The sequence below is a fragment of the Photobacterium frigidiphilum genome (assembly GCF_003025615.1).
Lineage (GTDB): Bacteria > Pseudomonadota > Gammaproteobacteria > Enterobacterales > Vibrionaceae > Photobacterium > Photobacterium frigidiphilum.
Genome location: NZ_PYMJ01000009.1, coordinates 171,369 through 188,966 on the forward strand (window position 1 = coordinate 171,369; position 17,598 = coordinate 188,966).

The 17,598-nt window shown below is 43.4% G+C and carries 18 protein-coding genes and 1 other annotated feature; of the genes, 13 read left to right on the forward strand and 5 right to left on the reverse strand.

The window, feature by feature from the left end:
• Window positions 1–44 precede the first annotated feature (44 nt).
• Window positions 45–1,106, reverse strand: a complete 1,062-nt coding sequence (sohB, locus tag C9J12_RS11475; RefSeq protein ID WP_107242837.1) for a protease SohB — start codon at window positions 1,104–1,106, stop codon at window positions 45–47.
• 214 nt (window positions 1,107–1,320) lie between these two features.
• On the opposite strand from sohB, the gene C9J12_RS11480 reads away from it, so the two are divergent.
• Window positions 1,321–2,064, forward strand: coding sequence for a YciK family oxidoreductase (locus tag C9J12_RS11480; RefSeq protein WP_107242838.1), 744 nt, complete (start codon window positions 1,321–1,323; stop codon window positions 2,062–2,064).
• Between the two features lie 80 nt (window positions 2,065–2,144).
• Here the strand turns inward: C9J12_RS11480 and rluB are convergent, their stop codons facing one another.
• The 3 genes from rluB to rnm form a co-directional block, all read right to left on the reverse strand.
• Window positions 2,145–3,269, reverse strand: coding sequence for a 23S rRNA pseudouridine(2605) synthase RluB (gene rluB, locus C9J12_RS11485; protein WP_107242839.1), 1,125 nt, complete (start codon window positions 3,267–3,269; stop codon window positions 2,145–2,147).
• Window positions 3,270–3,498: 229 nt separating this feature from the next.
• Window positions 3,499–4,119 carry an L-threonylcarbamoyladenylate synthase gene (locus C9J12_RS11490; RefSeq protein ID WP_107242840.1) on the reverse strand — a complete coding sequence of 207 codons (621 nt, stop codon included), beginning with the start codon at window positions 4,117–4,119 and terminating at the stop codon, window positions 3,499–3,501.
• Window positions 4,116–5,009, reverse strand: a complete 894-nt coding sequence (rnm, locus tag C9J12_RS11495) for an RNase RNM (RefSeq protein ID WP_107242841.1) — start codon at window positions 5,007–5,009, stop codon at window positions 4,116–4,118. The genes C9J12_RS11490 and rnm overlap by 4 nt, the downstream gene beginning before the upstream one ends.
• A 136-nt stretch (window positions 5,010–5,145) precedes the next feature.
• Window positions 5,146–5,241 (forward strand) — a sequence feature (Trp leader region).
• Window positions 5,242–5,320: 79 nt separating this feature from the next.
• Here rnm and aroF point away from each other — a divergent pair.
• From aroF to gspS2, 12 genes are all read left to right on the forward strand, one after another.
• Window positions 5,321–6,334: a 3-deoxy-7-phosphoheptulonate synthase gene (aroF, locus tag C9J12_RS11500; protein WP_107242842.1), complete on the forward strand. Its 1,014-nt coding sequence runs from the start codon at window positions 5,321–5,323 to the stop codon at window positions 6,332–6,334.
• A complete protein-coding gene (locus C9J12_RS11505; protein ID WP_107242843.1) occupies window positions 6,331–7,935 on the forward strand; it encodes an anthranilate synthase component 1 in 1,605 nt (534 codons plus the stop codon). Before aroF ends, C9J12_RS11505 begins: the two co-directional genes overlap by 4 nt.
• Window positions 7,936–7,947: 12 nt before the next feature.
• Complete coding sequence (locus tag C9J12_RS11510; protein WP_107242844.1) at window positions 7,948–8,586, forward strand: aminodeoxychorismate/anthranilate synthase component II; 639 nt, start codon at window positions 7,948–7,950, stop codon at window positions 8,584–8,586.
• An 11-nt stretch (window positions 8,587–8,597) separates the two neighbouring features.
• The gene (trpD, locus tag C9J12_RS11515) at window positions 8,598–9,608 is read left to right on the forward strand and encodes an anthranilate phosphoribosyltransferase (protein ID WP_107242870.1); all 1,011 of its coding nucleotides are present in this window, start codon (window positions 8,598–8,600) and stop codon (window positions 9,606–9,608) included.
• A 2-nt stretch (window positions 9,609–9,610) separates the two neighbouring features.
• A complete protein-coding gene (gene trpCF, locus C9J12_RS11520; protein ID WP_107242845.1) occupies window positions 9,611–10,981 on the forward strand; it encodes a bifunctional indole-3-glycerol-phosphate synthase TrpC/phosphoribosylanthranilate isomerase TrpF in 1,371 nt (456 codons plus the stop codon).
• 15 nt (window positions 10,982–10,996) lie between these two features.
• Window positions 10,997–12,187, forward strand: a complete 1,191-nt coding sequence (gene trpB, locus C9J12_RS11525; protein WP_107242846.1) for a tryptophan synthase subunit beta — start codon at window positions 10,997–10,999, stop codon at window positions 12,185–12,187.
• Complete coding sequence (gene trpA, locus C9J12_RS11530; protein ID WP_107242847.1) at window positions 12,187–12,996, forward strand: tryptophan synthase subunit alpha; 810 nt, start codon at window positions 12,187–12,189, stop codon at window positions 12,994–12,996. The genes trpB and trpA overlap by 1 nt, the downstream gene beginning before the upstream one ends.
• A gap of 356 nt (window positions 12,997–13,352) precedes the next feature.
• Complete coding sequence (locus C9J12_RS11535) at window positions 13,353–14,594, forward strand: dicarboxylate/amino acid:cation symporter (RefSeq protein WP_107242848.1); 1,242 nt, start codon at window positions 13,353–13,355, stop codon at window positions 14,592–14,594.
• Between the two features lie 136 nt (window positions 14,595–14,730).
• Window positions 14,731–15,270, forward strand: a complete 540-nt coding sequence (locus C9J12_RS11540) for a septation protein A (protein ID WP_011219171.1) — start codon at window positions 14,731–14,733, stop codon at window positions 15,268–15,270.
• Between the two features lie 22 nt (window positions 15,271–15,292).
• Entirely contained in the window at window positions 15,293–15,691 is a 399-nt protein-coding gene (gene yciA, locus C9J12_RS11545; protein ID WP_107242849.1) for an acyl-CoA thioester hydrolase YciA, read from the forward strand.
• A gap of 158 nt (window positions 15,692–15,849) precedes the next feature.
• A complete protein-coding gene (locus C9J12_RS11550) occupies window positions 15,850–16,149 on the forward strand; it encodes a YciI family protein (protein WP_107242850.1) in 300 nt (99 codons plus the stop codon).
• Window positions 16,149–16,535 (forward strand): type II secretion system pilot lipoprotein GspS-beta, encoded by a 387-nt coding sequence (gspS2, locus tag C9J12_RS11555; RefSeq protein ID WP_107242851.1) that lies wholly within the window; start codon window positions 16,149–16,151, stop codon window positions 16,533–16,535. The genes C9J12_RS11550 and gspS2 overlap by 1 nt, the downstream gene beginning before the upstream one ends.
• Before the next feature lie 106 nt (window positions 16,536–16,641).
• Here gspS2 and C9J12_RS11560 read toward each other — a convergent pair whose 3' ends face one another.
• On the reverse strand, window positions 16,642–17,580 hold the full coding sequence (locus tag C9J12_RS11560) for a class I SAM-dependent methyltransferase (RefSeq protein WP_107242852.1): 939 nt from the start codon (window positions 17,578–17,580) through the stop codon (window positions 16,642–16,644).
• Window positions 17,581–17,598: the final 18 nt, after the last annotated feature.

The window sequence follows — 17,598 nt, forward strand, 5'->3', positions numbered from 1 at the left end:
GCTTAATAAAAGCACTCAGCCAACCATCAATATACTATCAGATATTACATGAATGGACGTTGACCGCGACTTACCCATTTCAATAACAAGTTATCTGCCGCTTCACCCGTTGCACCCGCTAATTTTTCTGCCAGTTTCTTACGTTGAACGAAACGAACATTTAATACTTCACGATCTTTACAAGCATGTGTAATGAAATCATCGCTTGTGCCGATTTCATCAACAAGCCCTAGATTCAGTGCTTGATTACCAAACCAATGCTCACCGGTTGCCACTTTTTCAAGATCCAACTCTGGACGGTGAATCGCAATAAAGTCTTTGAACAAACCATGCGTTTCTTCAATTTCAACTTGGAATTTATCACGGGCTTTATCAGTATTTTCGCCAAACATTGTTAATGTACGCTTAAACTCGCCCGCTGTAATTTGTTCAAACTCAATATCATGCTTTTTCAGCACTTTGCTAAAGTTTGGTAGCTGAGCAATAACACCAATAGAGCCCACAATTGCAAAAGGCGCTGAAATAATTTTATCTGCCACACATGCCATCATGTAACCGCCACTAGCTGCTACTTTATCGACAGAAATCGTCAGCTTGATACCCGCAGATTTCAAGCGATCAAGTTGTGAAGACGCTAAACCATAGCCATGTACCATACCGCCACCCGTTTCTAGGCGAAGCAATACTTCATCACCGTCGATCGCAACAGCAATAATTGCACTGATTTCTTCACGTAAAGAAGAGACTTCACGCGCATCAATACTGCCATGAAAATCAATGACAAATAAACGAGACTCACGAACATGAGACAAATCGCCTTCTTTAGCGGCTTTTTTAATTTCGTTCTGACGTGCTTTCTCTTTTTCTTTATCTTCTTTTTTTGTCGCTTTATCACGTGCTTTCAATAGCGGTTTATCAAATAAGTGTTCTTCTAATTGATGAACCGTATTTTTATACTGCTCAGTTAAGTCTGTGACTTCTAATTCACCCTTTTGTGAACCGTGACGTCCGTTTAAACCTTTCGCTAAAACAAGGATACCGACAAGCGCAATAACGACTGTCGCAATCTTGGCTAAGAACAGCCCATAATCAAACAAAAATTCCAATCTTAAGTCCTCGTTTTAATAAATTGATACCAATCACAGAATGATGGTCTTTTCCCATTGTAACCAAGTTGCCACCTGTACCGCTATCGCAATACAATAGAAAAACAAAAAGTAATGTTTCCAAGCGACTTTACGTGCGCAGATTCAGCGAGAATCCTGCATCTTGAGGTAATTTGGGTGTATTAATAATGACAAACCAATAAGGAAGTTACACGTGGAATATCAAATCGCTGCGGATTCTCTAAAAGATCGCGTCATTCTGGTCACTGGTGCTGGTGATGGCATTGGTCGTCAAGCAGCCATTAGTTATGCAGCACACGGTGCAACTGTTATTTTGCTTGGTCGTACCGTTGCGAAACTTGAAGCCGTTTATGATGAAATTGAAACGCTAGGCTACAACCAACCAGCGATTATCCCTCTCGATTTACGCGGTGCAACGAAGCAGCATTACATTGATATGGTTGAAACTATTTCAGAACAGTTTGGACGCTTAGATGGTGTATTACACAATGCCGGTTTACTTGGCGTATTAAGCCCATTCGACCAACTCGGTGAAGATACGTTTGATGATGTGATGCACGTTAACGTTAAAGCACAGTTTTTGATGACTCAAGCTATCATGCCACTGATCAAAAAGTCTGAAGATGGCCGTATTATTTTCACCTCTTCGACAGTCGGCCATGAAGGTCGTGCTTTTTGGGGCGCCTACTCTATATCAAAGTTTGCGACTGAAGGCATGATGGAAATTTTAGCCAATGAGATGTGCAATACAACGGTTCGCGTCAATGCGATTAACCCAGGCGGTACACGCACAGGCATGCGCGCAAAAGCGTTCCCAGCTGAAGATTCAGGCCTATTAAGAACACCTAAAGACATAATGCCGCTGTACCTCTATTTAATGGGGCCAGAAAGCAAAGATGTGAATGGTCAGTGCATTGATGCACAACCAAAAGGCTAAATTAAACGCTACTTTAAACAGACAACAAAAAGCCGACGTATTCACGTCGGCTTTATTATGTCTGTTTACTAAGACGAGTCTTATTGGCGTGTACGTGGCTTACCCGCTAACGGGTTACGACGTTGAGCACCATTTCCTGACGGTTTACGCTTACCTGCTGGCTCATTGCTTTCGTCTGTTTTACGACGATTGCCTTGCGCAGGCTTACCAGCAGATGGCTTGCCACGTGTCGGCTTAGCCGTTGAAGGCTTACCTGACGGCTTACGCTTCCCAACTGGTGCATTTTGCCCTTCAACTTCACTGTTACGTGTTGAAGAACGACGTTCATCAGGGTTACTCGTACGGCCACGACGACCGCGAGGTGTTTCAGTAACACGTTCTTCGTGACGACGTACGGCACGACGAATCTGACGAACACCACGTTTACGCTTCTGGCCTTCGACCGTCAGCATTGTGTTTTCTTCAGCTTCAAGCTCTACCACTTCACGAAGATAGTTAACTTCTTTCAGCTCGAGCTCCATCCAACCGCCACGAGGCATATCTTTCGTTAGATAGATATCACCATAACGTACACGTTTTAGACGGCTTACTGTTACGCCTTGTGAATCCCACAAACGACGAACTTCACGGTTACGGCCTTCTGTGATTACAACGTAGAAAGTATGGTTCATACCTTCACCGCCAGAATACACAACGTCTTCGAAACGTGCCATACCATCTTCTAGTTCAACACCTTGAACTAGGTTCTTAACCATATTTTCGTTAATCTCACCGAAAACGCGAACCATGTATTCACGTTCAACGCTTCGACTTGGGTGCATCAGACGATTAGCTAATTCACCATCAGTGGTAAATAGCAATAGACCTGAGGTATTTGCATCCAATCGACCAACCGAAACCCAACGGCCACTTGATAGACGGGGTAAACGATCAAATACAGTCCGGCGACCTTCAGGATCGTGACGCGTACATAACTCACCTTCAGGTTTGTTATAAGCAAGAACACGACACACTTCCTCAGAAGGCGGAACCAGATCAATCTTGTGACCATCGATACGCACGAGAACAGAAAAATCGTCTAGACGATCACCCAGTTTCGCGACTACGCCGTCAATGCTCACACGACCGCTTTGAATCATTAATTCGATCTCACGACGAGACCCTTGGCCAGCACGCGCTAGCACCTTCTGTAACTTTTCACTCATTATAGACAAACCTTTGTCGCCTTCACAGGCGTCGAAATACTCATCAGAACACTTTAAGCCATCTTAAAGATAGCCGCGCATTATGCCAAAGTATTCACTAATACGCTATCTCAAAGATAGTCTAGCTGACTATCTATTTACAGATATACCCAAGTTACTCGTTTCAGCGAGAATCCTGCACCCTGAGGTAGCTTGGATATACGTATTCAAACAGGAAATAGTAGAAGCATTAGCTAAAAGGTGCAGGATCACCTGCGCCAACTCGTAACACTTCCATTTCATCATTACTAAAATCGATCACGGTAGTCGGTTGCTCGCCTAAATAACCACCATTCATGATTAAATCGACCGCATGCTCTAACTTATCGCGGATATCTTCAGGGTCAGATTCAGCAACATCGCTATTAGGCAAAATTAAACTGGTCGACATTAATGGCTCACCTAACTCTTCAAGCAGAGCTAAAGCAATCGCATTATTAGGAATACGGATACCAATCGTTTTACGTTTAGGATTCATTAAACGACGGGGCACTTCTTTCGTACCTTTGAAAATAAACGTGTACGCGCCTGGTGTATTGCTACGTAACAAACGGAATGCCGCATTATCAACACGTGCATAATTGGCAATTTCAGATAAATCACGGCACAACAATGTAAAATTGTGCTTATCGTTTAGTCGACGGATCTGGCAAATGCGTTCAAGCGCTTGTTTATTCTCAAGTTGACAACCCAATGCATACCCTGAATCGGTTGGATACACGACAACGCCACCATTACGAATAATCGCAACCGCCTGCGTCATTAAACGGGCTTGCGGGGTTTCAGGGTGAACATAAAAAAACTGGCTCATTTATCCTCCGGTGGCGATGTCGGATCTGCCGATACCGCCTCATCAACTCGCTTCTTTTCAACATCCCAATCAAGCCAAACTTCTGTTACGCCTTTCGGTAACCACAAATTACGACCTAACTCCGTCCAAGGAGACGGGTAATGGAAATCAGAGCCTTGAGAAGCAAGTAAATTATAAGTGATCGCATAATCCCCTAAGGTGCGACGTTCTTGTTGTCCTTGCTGTGGCTGAGCAACTTCCATTGCATCACCTTTCGCTTCAACAAAAGTAGCTAAAAGTCGCTTTAACCATTTTGCCGTCATTTTGTAGCGACCGGGATGCGCAAGGACAGCTTGACCACCAGCAGCATGAATAACAGCGACTGCATCAGCAATCGAGCACCAAGCTGGCGGCACGTAACCCGGATTTCCCCGAGTTAAGAATTTTTTAAATACTGCCTGCATATTTTTGGCATAACCTTGCTCAACAATCCAACGCGCAAAATGAGCTCGTGTAATTGTTGCACCATTAGCTAATGCCATTGCGCCTTCATAAGCGCCAGGCATATTATTTCTCGCCAATCGCTCAGCCATCTCTAACGCCCTTGCGGTACGACGCTCGGCTTGCTCTTGAATAAGTGCGGTTAATGCTGGATGCTCAGAATCAATATTCAACCCCACGATATGAATATCAAAGTTACTCCAAAGCGTAGATATTTCAATGCCTTTGATCAGAGTTATAGGTAACTCTTGTTCATCAATGATGCGTTGAGCAGGCAATAGCGCTTCCACCGTATCGTGATCGGTTATCGCAAGCGCATCAACTCTACGTTCAACGGCTCGTTTCAACAATTCTTCTGGCGATAAGCACCCATCTGATGCTGTGGTGTGGCTGTGTAAATCAAATAACATAATTTTATTTCTGACTTATCTCTTGACTTTACATCAGCGAACTAGTTTACTAGTACGCAATTACCCGTAGTAAGACTCTACAAAACAGGACTTTTACATGTTACAGCAAATTAACCGACAGCTTCGCGCTTTCTTCATCTCATGGTGGTGGCACTTCTCTATACGGGTTGTGTGATTTGCTGTTCCTAACGGACAGAATAGACATAAGCCCGCCAGATGCGGGCTTTTTTATACCAAAATTTCAAATAATTTATCAGTGTGATGCCAGCGTTACTCAAGAGTAAAAGCATCAAACTCAAAAGGGTCAAAACATGATTATCGTACTAAAGCCTAAAGCAACAGAAGCACAAGCTAAAGAAATCCTTAGCCGTATTGAAGCATCAGGCCTAAAGCCTTTATATATGCCGGGTGTTGAACGTATCGTATTAGGCGCATTAGGCGATGAGCGTATTTTACAAAAATTGAATCTAGATGCTTACCCATGTGTTGAAACAGTGAAGCCTATTTTAACCAAATACAAAATGGTTAGCCGTGAAGTACAAGCGCACGATACCGTTGTTCGCTTTGGTAATGCTTCTGTCGGTGGCAACAAATTCGCGGTTATCGCCGGTCCTTGTTCGGTTGAATCTGAAGCACAGTTAATGGCTGTTGCTGAAGTCGTTAAAAAGCACGGTGCCGTTGCTTTACGTGGCGGCGCTTATAAGCCACGCACCAGCCCATATGATTTCCAGGGAATGGGTGTTGAAGGCTTGAAATTATTACAAAAAGCCAAGAAAGAACTCAACATCCCAACGGTTTCTGAAGTCATGGAAGTGAGTCAAGTTGAATCACTGTGTGAATATGTAGACTGCCTACAGATTGGCGCGCGAAATATGCAAAACTACGCATTATTAAAAGCCGTAGGCGAAAGTAAAAAACCGGTCTTGCTCAAACGCGGACTTTCAGCCACTATCGAGGAGTTGTTGCTGGCTGCGGAATACATTTACGATGCAGGAAATCCAAATATTATCTTGTGTGAACGTGGTATTCGTACTTTTGAAACAGCAACACGTAATACATTGGACTTAAATGCAGTGGCTTATTTGAAGCAACGCACTCACCTTCCAGTAGTCGTTGATCCTAGCCATGGAACTGGTGTGCGTGAATTGGTTATTCCACTTTCACGTGCAGCTGCTGCAGTTGGCGCTGATGGCATCATCGTAGAATCGCACCTTAATCCGTGTGAAGCATTATCTGATGGGCACCAAGCGCTTACAGGTCCGATGTTCGAGCAGTTAATGCAAGAACTTAAACCGTTTGTAGAAGCGGCAGGGAGAACGCTGTGAATACTACCCCATTAGGTGCTGGTGAATTAGAAGTCCTTAGCCTTGATGTACCTTATGTAGCAGATCCAACGGAATTATATTACTCCGTATGTGGTAATCGCCCACATAACCTATTGTTAGAGTCGGCAGAAGTCGATTCCAAGCAAGATCTTCAAAGTTTAATGTTAGTCGATGCTGCGGTACGCATTGTATGCCGCGGTAAAGAAGTGCGTCTTGAAGCATTAACCGATAATGGCTTATGTGTACTTCAAACTATCGAAAACGTTGTGACCAACGATACTACCAACGATATTACCGTCGAGCGTGAAGCGCGTTGTTTAGTCTTACACTTCCCAACCGGTGAACGCACACTCGATGAAGACAGCCGTTTACGTCAAACGTCGTCTTTTGATGCGCTACGCATGATTCAACATGCCTTCGATACATCGGCTCATCCTCGTGAAGCATTATTTTTAGGCGGTTTGTTCGCTTACGACTTAGTCGCAGGCTTTGAGCCACTGCCCGATGTAGCACAAGACAATAACTGCCCTGATTACCTTTTCTATATTGCTGAAACGTTACTGGTTATCGATCACCAGCGCCGCAAAGGTAAACTTCAAGCAACCTTGTTTGGTGGTGAACAATATACCGCTAGCTACTTTGAACTAAGCCGCCGTTTACAGCATATTAAAGAAGCCTGCCTAGACCCTAAACCTGTTCCAGCAGCAGAGCTTCTTGAACGTTGTGAGCCAGAAGCCAGTATCAATGATGAAGACTTCTGCCAAACGGTGAAAGACTTGAAGCAATACGTCATTGCAGGTGATGTCTTCCAAGTGGTGCCTTCTCGTCAATTCACATTGCCTTGCCCTTCACCGCTTGTTGCTTATAAAGAACTTAAAATAGGTAATCCAAGCCCGTACATGTTCTTCTTACAAGATTCAGAATTCACCCTATTTGGTGCTTCACCAGAAAGCGCACTGAAATATTGTACAGAAAGCAACCAAGTCGAGATCTACCCTATCGCTGGCACACGCCATCGCGGAAAGAATGTCGATGGTTCGATTAATCTGGATTTAGATGCACGTATTGAACTTGAGTTACGCAGCGACTTAAAAGAAAACGCAGAACACATGATGCTGGTTGATTTAGCGCGTAACGATGTTGCACGTATCAGTGAACCAGGTAGCCGTTATGTGGCCGACCTACTAAAAGTAGACCGTTATAGTCACGTGATGCATTTAGTGTCTCGTGTTGTAGGACAACTACGCAGCGATCTTGATGCATTACATGCTTACCAAGCGTGTATGAATATGGGCACTTTAACTGGCGCACCAAAGATTCGTGCCATGCAGCTCATTCGTGATGTAGAGCAACGTCGTCGTGGCAGCTATGGTGGCGCAGTGGGTTACTTAACGGGCCATGGCGATATGGATACCTGTATTGTGATTCGTTCAGCTTATGTCGAAAACGGGATCGCAAGTGTTCAAGCCGGTGCCGGTGTCGTGTACGACTCTATTCCCCAAGCTGAAGCTGATGAAACACGTGGTAAAGCACAAGCTGTTATTACCGCAATTCGCAAAGCGCACAGCTTAAACGAAACAAACAACCTAAGCCGTCAATAAGGAGCTAAAACAATGGCACAAGCACATATCGTTCTATTGGATAACTTTGACTCCTTTACATACAACTTGGTTGATCAGTTCCGTTCATTAGGTCACCTGGTAACCATTTACCGCAACAGCCTTAGCGTTGAACAAATGGAACAGGCGTTAGCAGATAAAGTGAACCCGGTGCTAGTACTATCGCCAGGGCCAGGAGCACCAGCAGACGCAGGTTGTATGCCAGCCCTAATCAAACGCATTAAAGGGGAAGTACCTATTATAGGTATCTGCCTTGGTCATCAAGCCATTGTTGAAGCTTACGGCGGAAAAGTAGAAGGCGCAGGGGAAATCGTTCACGGGAAATCTGCCATGATGAGCCACACCCAGCATAACGTCTTTGGTGATTTACCTAACCCACTCTCGATTGCGCGCTATCACTCTTTAGTCGCTACCGAAGTACCAGAAACGCTGGATATTGTTGCCGATGTTGATGGTCTTGTTATGGCTGTTATCAATGATGCTGATCGCGTTTGTGGGTTTCAATTCCACCCAGAGTCGATTTTAACGACCCAAGGCGCACAACTGCTAACAAATACTTTGCACTGGGTAATGTCGAAAGTAGAAAGCGACATAGAAACAACAAAAACACCTCAGACAAACGATAAAGATTAAGGATGATGGATATGGACGCTAAAATTTTCGAGATTGCAGACAAACTTTACGCCCAGCAAGCACTAACGCAAGATGAAAGCCATGTACTGTTTGATGCCATCATCAAAGGTGACGTAGACCCAATTTTACTTTCTGCAGTTCTTACTGCACTTAAAATCAAAGGCGAAACACCCGCTGAAATCGCAGGGGCAGCCAGTGCTTTACTCGCCAACGCTAAGGCATTCCCTAGCCCTGAATACGATTTTGCCGACATCGTAGGTACAGGTGGCGACGGTGCAAACACCATCAATATCTCAACCACTGCTGCGTTTGTTGCAGCAGCCTGTGGTGTAAAAGTAGCAAAACACGGTAACCGTGGCGTATCAAGCAAATCGGGCTCATCTGATTTACTGGATAAATTCGGCATCAACCTCGCAATGACACCCGAAAATGCCCGTGGTGCACTTGATGAACTTGGCGTCTGTTTCTTATTTGCGCCTGAGTATCACAGCGGTGTTCGCCATGCGATGCCTGTACGCCAAACCTTAAAAACACGTACGATCTTTAATGTATTAGGTCCTCTCATTAACCCTGCACGACCTAAAATTGAATTGATGGGTGTGTACGATCAATCATTAGTTCACCCTATTGCAGAAACAATGGTAGCAATGGGCATGAAACGCGCAGCGGTCGTTCATGGTTCAGGTCTTGATGAAGTGGCAATTCATGGCGAAACACTTGTCGCTGAAATCATTAATGGTGAAATTAAAGAATACACCTTAACACCAGCTGATTTTGGGCTTGAAACATACCCATTAGAAGCGATTAAAGGTGGTGAGCCGGAAGAAAACCGTGCAATCATCACTGATATTCTGACCGGAAAAGGCACTGATGCTCAGCAAGGTGCTGTCGCAGTCAATGTAGCTTTGTTATTACGTCTGTTTGGTCAGGAAGATTTAAAAGCGAACACACAGCAAGCGATTGCAGCCATGCAATCAGGTAAGGCGTATGAATTAGTTAGCAAATTAGCGGCACGAGGTTAATCATGGAAACAGTACTAGCAAGAATCGTTGCAGATAAACGCATTTGGGTTGACGCGCGGAAACAAAGCCAGCCTCTTGAAAGCTTTGTTGAGACGATAACACCCAGTGATCGTAGTTTTTACGATGCACTGACCAGTGATACTGCCGCTTTCATTTTAGAATGTAAAAAGGCATCGCCGTCTAAAGGTCAAATTCGTGAAAACTTCGACCTTGATTACATTGCCGGTGTTTACAACAACCATGCCAATGCTATTTCAGTATTAACAGACGAAAAGTATTTTCAAGGCAACTTTGATTTTCTGCTGCAAGTGCGCAACCAAGTTCGCCAACCTATTCTCTGTAAAGATTTCATGATCGATGCTTATCAGGTTTACCTTGCACGTCATTATCAAGCTGATGCCATCCTCTTAATGCTATCTGTGCTGAATGACGAAGAATACCGCGAGCTATCAACACTGGCGCACTCGTTAAATTTGGGCGTGTTAACTGAAGTCAGCAACGAAGAAGAACTTGAGCGTGCAATCGTATTACAAGCCAAAGTGGTAGGGATCAATAACCGTAACTTGCGCGATTTAAGCATCGATTTAAATCGTACAAAAGAACTCGCACCCCGTTTGCCTGAAGGTACGATTGTCATCTCTGAATCAGGAATTAGTACTAACCAACAAATCCGTGATTTATCGGCATATGCGAATGGCTTCTTAATTGGAAGTTCGTTAATGTCTGAAGACAATCTAGAGCTAGCTGTTCGACGTGTACTGCTTGGCGAGAATAAAGTATGTGGTTTAACCCATGCTGACGATGCATCAGCGGCCTATCAAAGCGGTGCTGTGTACGGTGGTTTGATTTTTGTTTCTTCGTCTCCTCGTCACGTCGATATCGAGCAAGCCCGTATGGTGATGAGTGGCGCACCCCTTAAATATGTCGGTGTTTTCCGTAATGCTGATCCACAAGCAATCAAAAAAGCAGCAAAGTCATTATCCCTGTCTGCCGTACAATTGCACGGTGATGAAACGCCAGAATATGTCACGAATTTAAAAGCACAGCTTCCCGTTGATTGTGAAATCTGGAAAGCACACGGGGTAGAAGCGGTATTACCCGACTTTTCCCGTTGGCAAGCTGATAAGCACCTACTCGATAGTAAAGTTGGTCAACAAAGTGGCGGCACAGGCAAAACATTTGATTGGTCGTTACTGAGTGAAACAGCGAAAGAAAATATTTTATTAGCTGGCGGGCTTACCCCAGATAATGTCAGCGAAGCAGTCAAGCTTGGTTGCCGCGGATTAGATTTAAACTCCGGTGTAGAAAGCGCGCCGGGTAAAAAAGATCAAACAAAATTGAATGCGGCATTTGCAGCAATCAGAAAGTATTAAGGATTAGAGACGATTATGAGCAAATTAGATGCCTACTTCGGTGAATTTGGTGGTCAGTACGTACCGCAAATTTTAGTACCAGCGCTAGATCAGCTGGAAGATGCTTTTATTGAAGCACAACAAGATCCAGCCTTTCAAAAAGAATTTATCGATCTATTAAAAGATTACGCTGGTCGCCCAACAGCCTTAACGTTATGTCAGAACCTGACTAAAGGTACAAAAACCAAGTTATACCTAAAGCGTGAGGATTTACTTCACGGTGGCGCTCATAAAACCAATCAGGTATTAGGTCAGGCGCTACTTGCTAAGCGCATGGGTAAAAAAGAAATCATTGCTGAAACGGGCGCAGGTCAACACGGTGTTGCCACAGCATTAGCATGTGCACTATTAGGCCTTAAATGTCGCGTTTACATGGGCGCAAAAGATATTGAACGTCAAAGCCCGAATGTATTTCGCATGAAGTTGATGGGTGCCACGGTTATTCCTGTGCATTCAGGGTCTTCTACTCTGAAAGATGCCTGTAACGAAGCGATGCGCGACTGGTCTGCGACATATGAAGAAGCGCACTACCTACTGGGTACCGCTGCAGGTCCACACCCATTCCCAACCATTGTTCGTGAATTCCAACACATCATTGGTGAAGAAACCAAAGCACAGATCTTAGAAAAAGAAGGTCGCCTACCCGATGCTGTTATTGCATGTGTGGGTGGTGGTTCAAACGCTATTGGCATGTTTTCAGATTTCATCGATGAAAAAGACGTTGGCTTAATTGGTGTAGAACCTGCTGGTAAAGGTTTAGATACCAACATGCACGGTGCACCGCTTAAACACGGTAAACTGGGTATCTTCTTTGGTATGAAAGCACCTCTGATGCAAGATGAGCATGGTCAGGTTGAAGAATCTTACTCAGTATCTGCAGGACTAGACTTCCCCTCGGTTGGGCCTCAACACGCACACCTTAATGCAACAGGTCGTGCTGAATACGGCTCAGTAACCGATGATGAAGCACTCGATGCATTCCAGTTACTTGCGCGTAAAGAAGGTATTATTCCGGCGTTAGAATCTGCACACGCATTAGCTTACGCATTAAAAATGATTGAAGCTGAACCAGAAAAAGAGCAACTTTTAGTTGTTAACCTTTCAGGTCGTGGCGACAAAGACATTTTCACCGTACACGATATTTTGGAAGCAAAGGGAGTACTGTAATGGATCGTTATCAAGAATTATTTAATCGCCTAGCAGCAAAAAATGAAGGCGCATTTGTTCCTTTCGTAACGATTGGTGACCCTAGCCCTGAGCAATCAATGAAAATCATTGATACTTTAGTTGAATCGGGTGCAGATGCACTTGAATTAGGCATCCCGTTCTCAGACCCATTGGCTGATGGCCCAACCATTCAAGCAGCAACCATTCGTGCTCTTGAATCTGGCACAACACCTGTTGTTTGTTTCGAATTATTAACTCAAATTCGCGCAAAATACCCTGACATGCCAATCGGCTTGTTAATGTATGCAAACTTGGTATTCACAGCCGGTATCGAAACCTTCTATAAGAAATGTGCCGATGCGGGTGTCGACTCAGTATTGATTGCAGATGTGCCAATAAAAGAGTCTGAAGAATTTCGTGTGGCCGCTGAAAAATACGGCATTCACCCTATCTTTATTGCACCACCCAATGCGACTGATGAAACATTGAAATCGGTATCTGAATTAGGTGGTGGCTACACATATCTACTGTCTCGCGCTGGAGTCACAGGCGCTGAAACAAAAGCAGGTAAGCCAATTCGCCACTTAGTCGAAAGTCTTACTAAGCATAATGCTCCACCAGCCCTACTTGGGTTTGGTATATCTGAACCTGCACAAGTAAAAGAAGCGATTGAAGCAGGGGCTGCTGGCGCAATTTCTGGTTCTGCTGTGGTAAAAATCATTGAGCATAACCTAAGCGATCATACTGCTATGCTTGATAATTTAGGGCAATTTATTAGCGCTATGAAAGCGGCAAGTAAGCTTAGCTAATACGCGTTATATTATACCGACTTAAAAGCCGCACTCTGTGCGGTTTTTTTTTACATTCTTCTTAGTCAAATATTCTGCCTTAAACTCATACCTCAGCATTCATAACATAAAAAGTCATCTTTCCGACATATCCCCCTCACCCAGTTCAAAAACCCATCAATCACACCAAATTTACATAATCTTGACCTATATCAATAGAGCAAAATATCGAAAAGAATGATTGATAAGCACTAAAATTGCGTGTAAAAACACACTCGCAAAATATTGAGTTAACATTTATAACATTGAAAAAACTTAACTCGGTAAAAACCAACAAAACACAACAGTATTAACAAACACGACAGAGGGTATCGAAAGTGTTAAAAGAAAAAGGATTATTAGGCAATATCGGCGTTCAGGTCGTTATTGCGATGATTGTAGGTACAATCGTTGGCGCAATGATGGGGCATTCTGCCAGCATGTTTGCACCACTTGGTAGTATCTTCATCCATCTTATTAAGATGCTTGTTATTCCATTGGTTGCGGTTGCTATTATCTCTGGTGCGGCTGGTTTGGGAAGCAGCCATTCAGCAGGAAAAGTAGGGCTGACAACATTAGGTTTCTTTGCTTTTACATCAGCAGTGGCCGTAACATTGGCATTGGTGATGGGGGAAGTATTCCAACCTGGCGTTGGCATCGACCTTACTGGCGTCGAAGGTATGTTTTCTAATGCATACGCTGAAAAAGGCGATTTACCTTCATTTTGGGCAACTCTTTTGGGTATGATCCCGACAAACGTTTTCCAGTCTCTTAATGAAGCTAACATCCTTCAAATTCTTGTATTCTGCCTCTTTTTTGGCGTAGCTGTATCGAAGTTAGAGAAAGAACGTCGCGATCCACTGATTAATGGTGTGAATGCTATCGTTGATGCAATGGTTTGGATGATCAACGTTGTCATGAAAATTGCACCACTAGGCGTGTTCGGTCTAATGGCTGATGCTGTGGGCACATTCGGCTTTAGTGCCCTAATGGTAGTCTTTAAGCTATTCGTTGTTTACATTGCTGCAATTCTTATCTACGGCTTCATTTTCTACCCGATTATGATCAAGCTGTTTAGTAAGACCTCACCAATTAAATTTTTGTCGGCAATGAAGAAGCCACAAGCGGTGGCATTATCGACCGCCTCTTCAATGGCAACACTGCCTGTTACGATGGAAACCTGTGAAGAAGAACTCGGTGTTCGCAATTCAACCGCTTCATTTGTTCTGCCATTAGGTGCAACAATCAATATGAGTGGTAATGCTATTTACTACGGTTTGGTTGCCATCTTCTTTGCACAAATGTTTAACATTGATCTTGGTATGAGTGCTTATATCGCGATTATCGTTACTTCAACATTAGGTGCAGTCGGTCAAGCGGGTGTTCCTGGCCCTTCATTCTTAGTGGTTGCTGTATTGCTTTCAGCAGGTATACCGATTGAAGGTCTACCGTTACTCTTTGCTCTAGACCGTATCTTCGATATGGTGCGTACTGCATTGAATATCACTGGTGATGCTGCTTGTGCTGTTATTGTTGATAGCTATATTGGCGATAATGAAGAAGAAGCGGTAAAGGTTTAACCCGAAAGTTATCTCCTTAGAACAACGCTAATACCAGATAATGACTTGGTATTAAGGCTGCAGCCTGACTAGCTGCAGCCTTTTTGTTTGTCTCAGGGTATACTTACAAGATATATAATGTAGAGGTTGCCACTTAATGAAACAACTGCTCGATTTTATTCCTTTAATCATCTTTTTTGTCTTATACAAAACCAATGATATTTTCGTTGCGACAGGGGCATTGATAATAGCAACTGCCGTTCAAGTTGCTGTAACGTGGTTCTTATATAAGAAAGTGGAAAAAATGCAGTTAGTGACCTTCGCGATGGTCACTGTCTTTGGCGGATTAACGCTGTTTCTTCATGACGAGAATTTCATAAAATGGAAAGTCACCATTATCTATGCCATTTTCTCGATTGGACTAGCGGTAAGCCAAATCATGGGCAAACCACTCATTAAAAGTATGTTGGGTAAAGAAATTACGCTACCCGATACAGTATGGACACGCATTAACATGGCATGGACAGGCTTTTTTGCCGTCTGCGCAGTCGTAAACATCTATGTGGCATTCACTTTACCACTCGATGTGTGGGTTAATTTTAAAGTATTCGGCTTATTAGCCTTAACTTTGATTTTCACCCTTGTCACAGGTGGATATATTTACCACCATATGCCGAAAGAAACCGATTCAGAATAAGTCATAGAGTCCAGATTAAATAATGAATACAGAAAATAATATTCCACGCGGGCAGCTACTGCTTCGTACGCTTGCAATGCCTGCAGATACTAACGCCAATGGTGACATTTTTGGTGGTTGGATTATGTCTCAGCTTGATCTTGCGGGTGCAATCTTAGCAAAAGAAATTTCTGGTGGCCGTGTCGTTACCGTTTCTGTTGATAGTATTGCTTTCAAAGCCCCTGTAAAAGTGGGGGATGTTGTATGTTGTTACGGCGAGTGCAAACGCATTGGTAATACATCAATGAGCGTCGCTTTAGAAGTATGGGTTAAACCTGTTGCACACGAAAGTGTGGGCGATCGCTACAGAGTCTGTGAAGCTACATTTAACTATGTAGCGATTAACAGTGAAGGGCGTCCTCGTCCGATCAAAAAAGCCTAATAGTATTAAAAGCACGTTCTGTTGATAAGAGCGCTCTTAATTATACGAAAAAATAATACCTGTTCTGCAAAAAAGCCTTAACAACTAGTTCAGGCTTTTTTTATTGGGTAGTATAGGCTAAGTAAAACAGCCAATAATAAGAAGGGAGTAATAAGCGAATGTGGTATGTGATTTTTTCTCAGGATGTAGAAAACAGTTTAGAGCGCCGTTTAAGTGTACGTGAACAGCATCTTGCACGTCTACAAGCACTGCAAGCTGAAGGACGTCTTCTTGTTGCAGGCCCAATGCCAGCCATTGATAGCGAGAACCCTGGTGAAGCGGGCTTTACAGGCTCTACCGTTATCGCTGAATTCAATTCATTAGAAGATGCAAAAACATGGGCAGATGCAGACCCATACATTGCAGCTGGTGTTTACGCTAATGTGATTGTAAAACCATTCAAAAAAGTACTGCCTTAATGCTTAAAAAAATACTCGCACTTAGTACGCTGCTAATTCTAGGGGGCTGTGCATCAACCGAAGATGACGCAGTAATCGCTTTGGCGAAAAGCCGAGCGACGACAATCAACAATAAAGCCCCTTATGACAAGGTAGATCAATACCAAATCATGAGAGCGCAGGCCCGTAATAAAATCGTAGAAATTACCATTTTATATGGTGGTGGAAGTAAAATCGCCCCAAGCCAAGCAGCTGCCCATGCAGCTAAAAGTTACTGCTCTAGTAACGAATTAAGTCCACTGTTTAATGAAGGTATGGGTTATAACATTATCATCATGGATATGCGTGGTCGAAAAATCGTCGAGCAACCAGTATACGCAGAATATTGCGCTGAACTATCACAATAAATCTATTCGATGTATATAAACAATAAAAGCCCCTTCAATGCGTGACTTAAACTAAGTTCTGCATTGAAGGGGCTTTTTAGTAATAGATATTCACGTCTACTTTCAGTTATTTACGCTTAAACACCAAAGCTTTCAATCCACCTTCAACTTCAATTTCTTTGAATTCAGGTGGGTTATCAAGACGCTGTTCAAAGACTAAGCTTGGTGCTTCTTCAGCCATACCATCAATCAAGAACTGAGAAGAAATAGAAGGATCATTCACGCATGCAAGTACGCTGCCCTCTTCTGTTAATAGCTCAGGCAAACGGCGTAAGATTTTTTGATAATCTTTGGTTAATGCAAAACTGCCTTTTTGGAAGGAAGGCGGATCAATAATGATTAAATCATACGGTCCAAACTTTCTGACTTTGCCCCATGACTTAAATAACTCGTGACCAAGAAAGCTCACTTTCTTTAAATCATGATTATTCAAATGATGATTTTCACGACCGCGAGTTAATGCCGACTTTGCCATATCAAGATTAACAACATGTTCTGCCCCACCTTCAATCGCAGCGATTGAAAATCCACAGGTATAGGCAAACAAATTAAGCACTCGCTTACCTTGTGCATGTTCTTGAACCCAACGGCGACCGTAACGCATATCAAGGAATAAACCGTTATTCTGATTACGACCGAGATCGAGTTTAAACGTTAGCCCATTTTCGATGACGTTTTGATGATCAGAACTTTCACCCCACAGTACTTCTGTTGGTGAACCTTGGCGATCTCGGTGTTGCAATAATAGAGATGTTGCCTCAGTATTTTGCCAAACATCTGATTCAACTAAACGTGTAAATAAGGCATTCAACTCTTGAAGAAATGCTTCTGTAGGTTCTTTAAACAAAGAAACCAGAACTTGGCCTTGCAACCAATCAACCGTAATTTGTTCTAAACCTGACCAGCAACGGCCACGACCATGAAATAAACGACGTACTTCATTGGGTGGTGTCGATAACTCATTGATCAGATGTTGTTCTAAGATTGGTAGCGCACTGATTTCCATAACTCTACTGGGTTTATT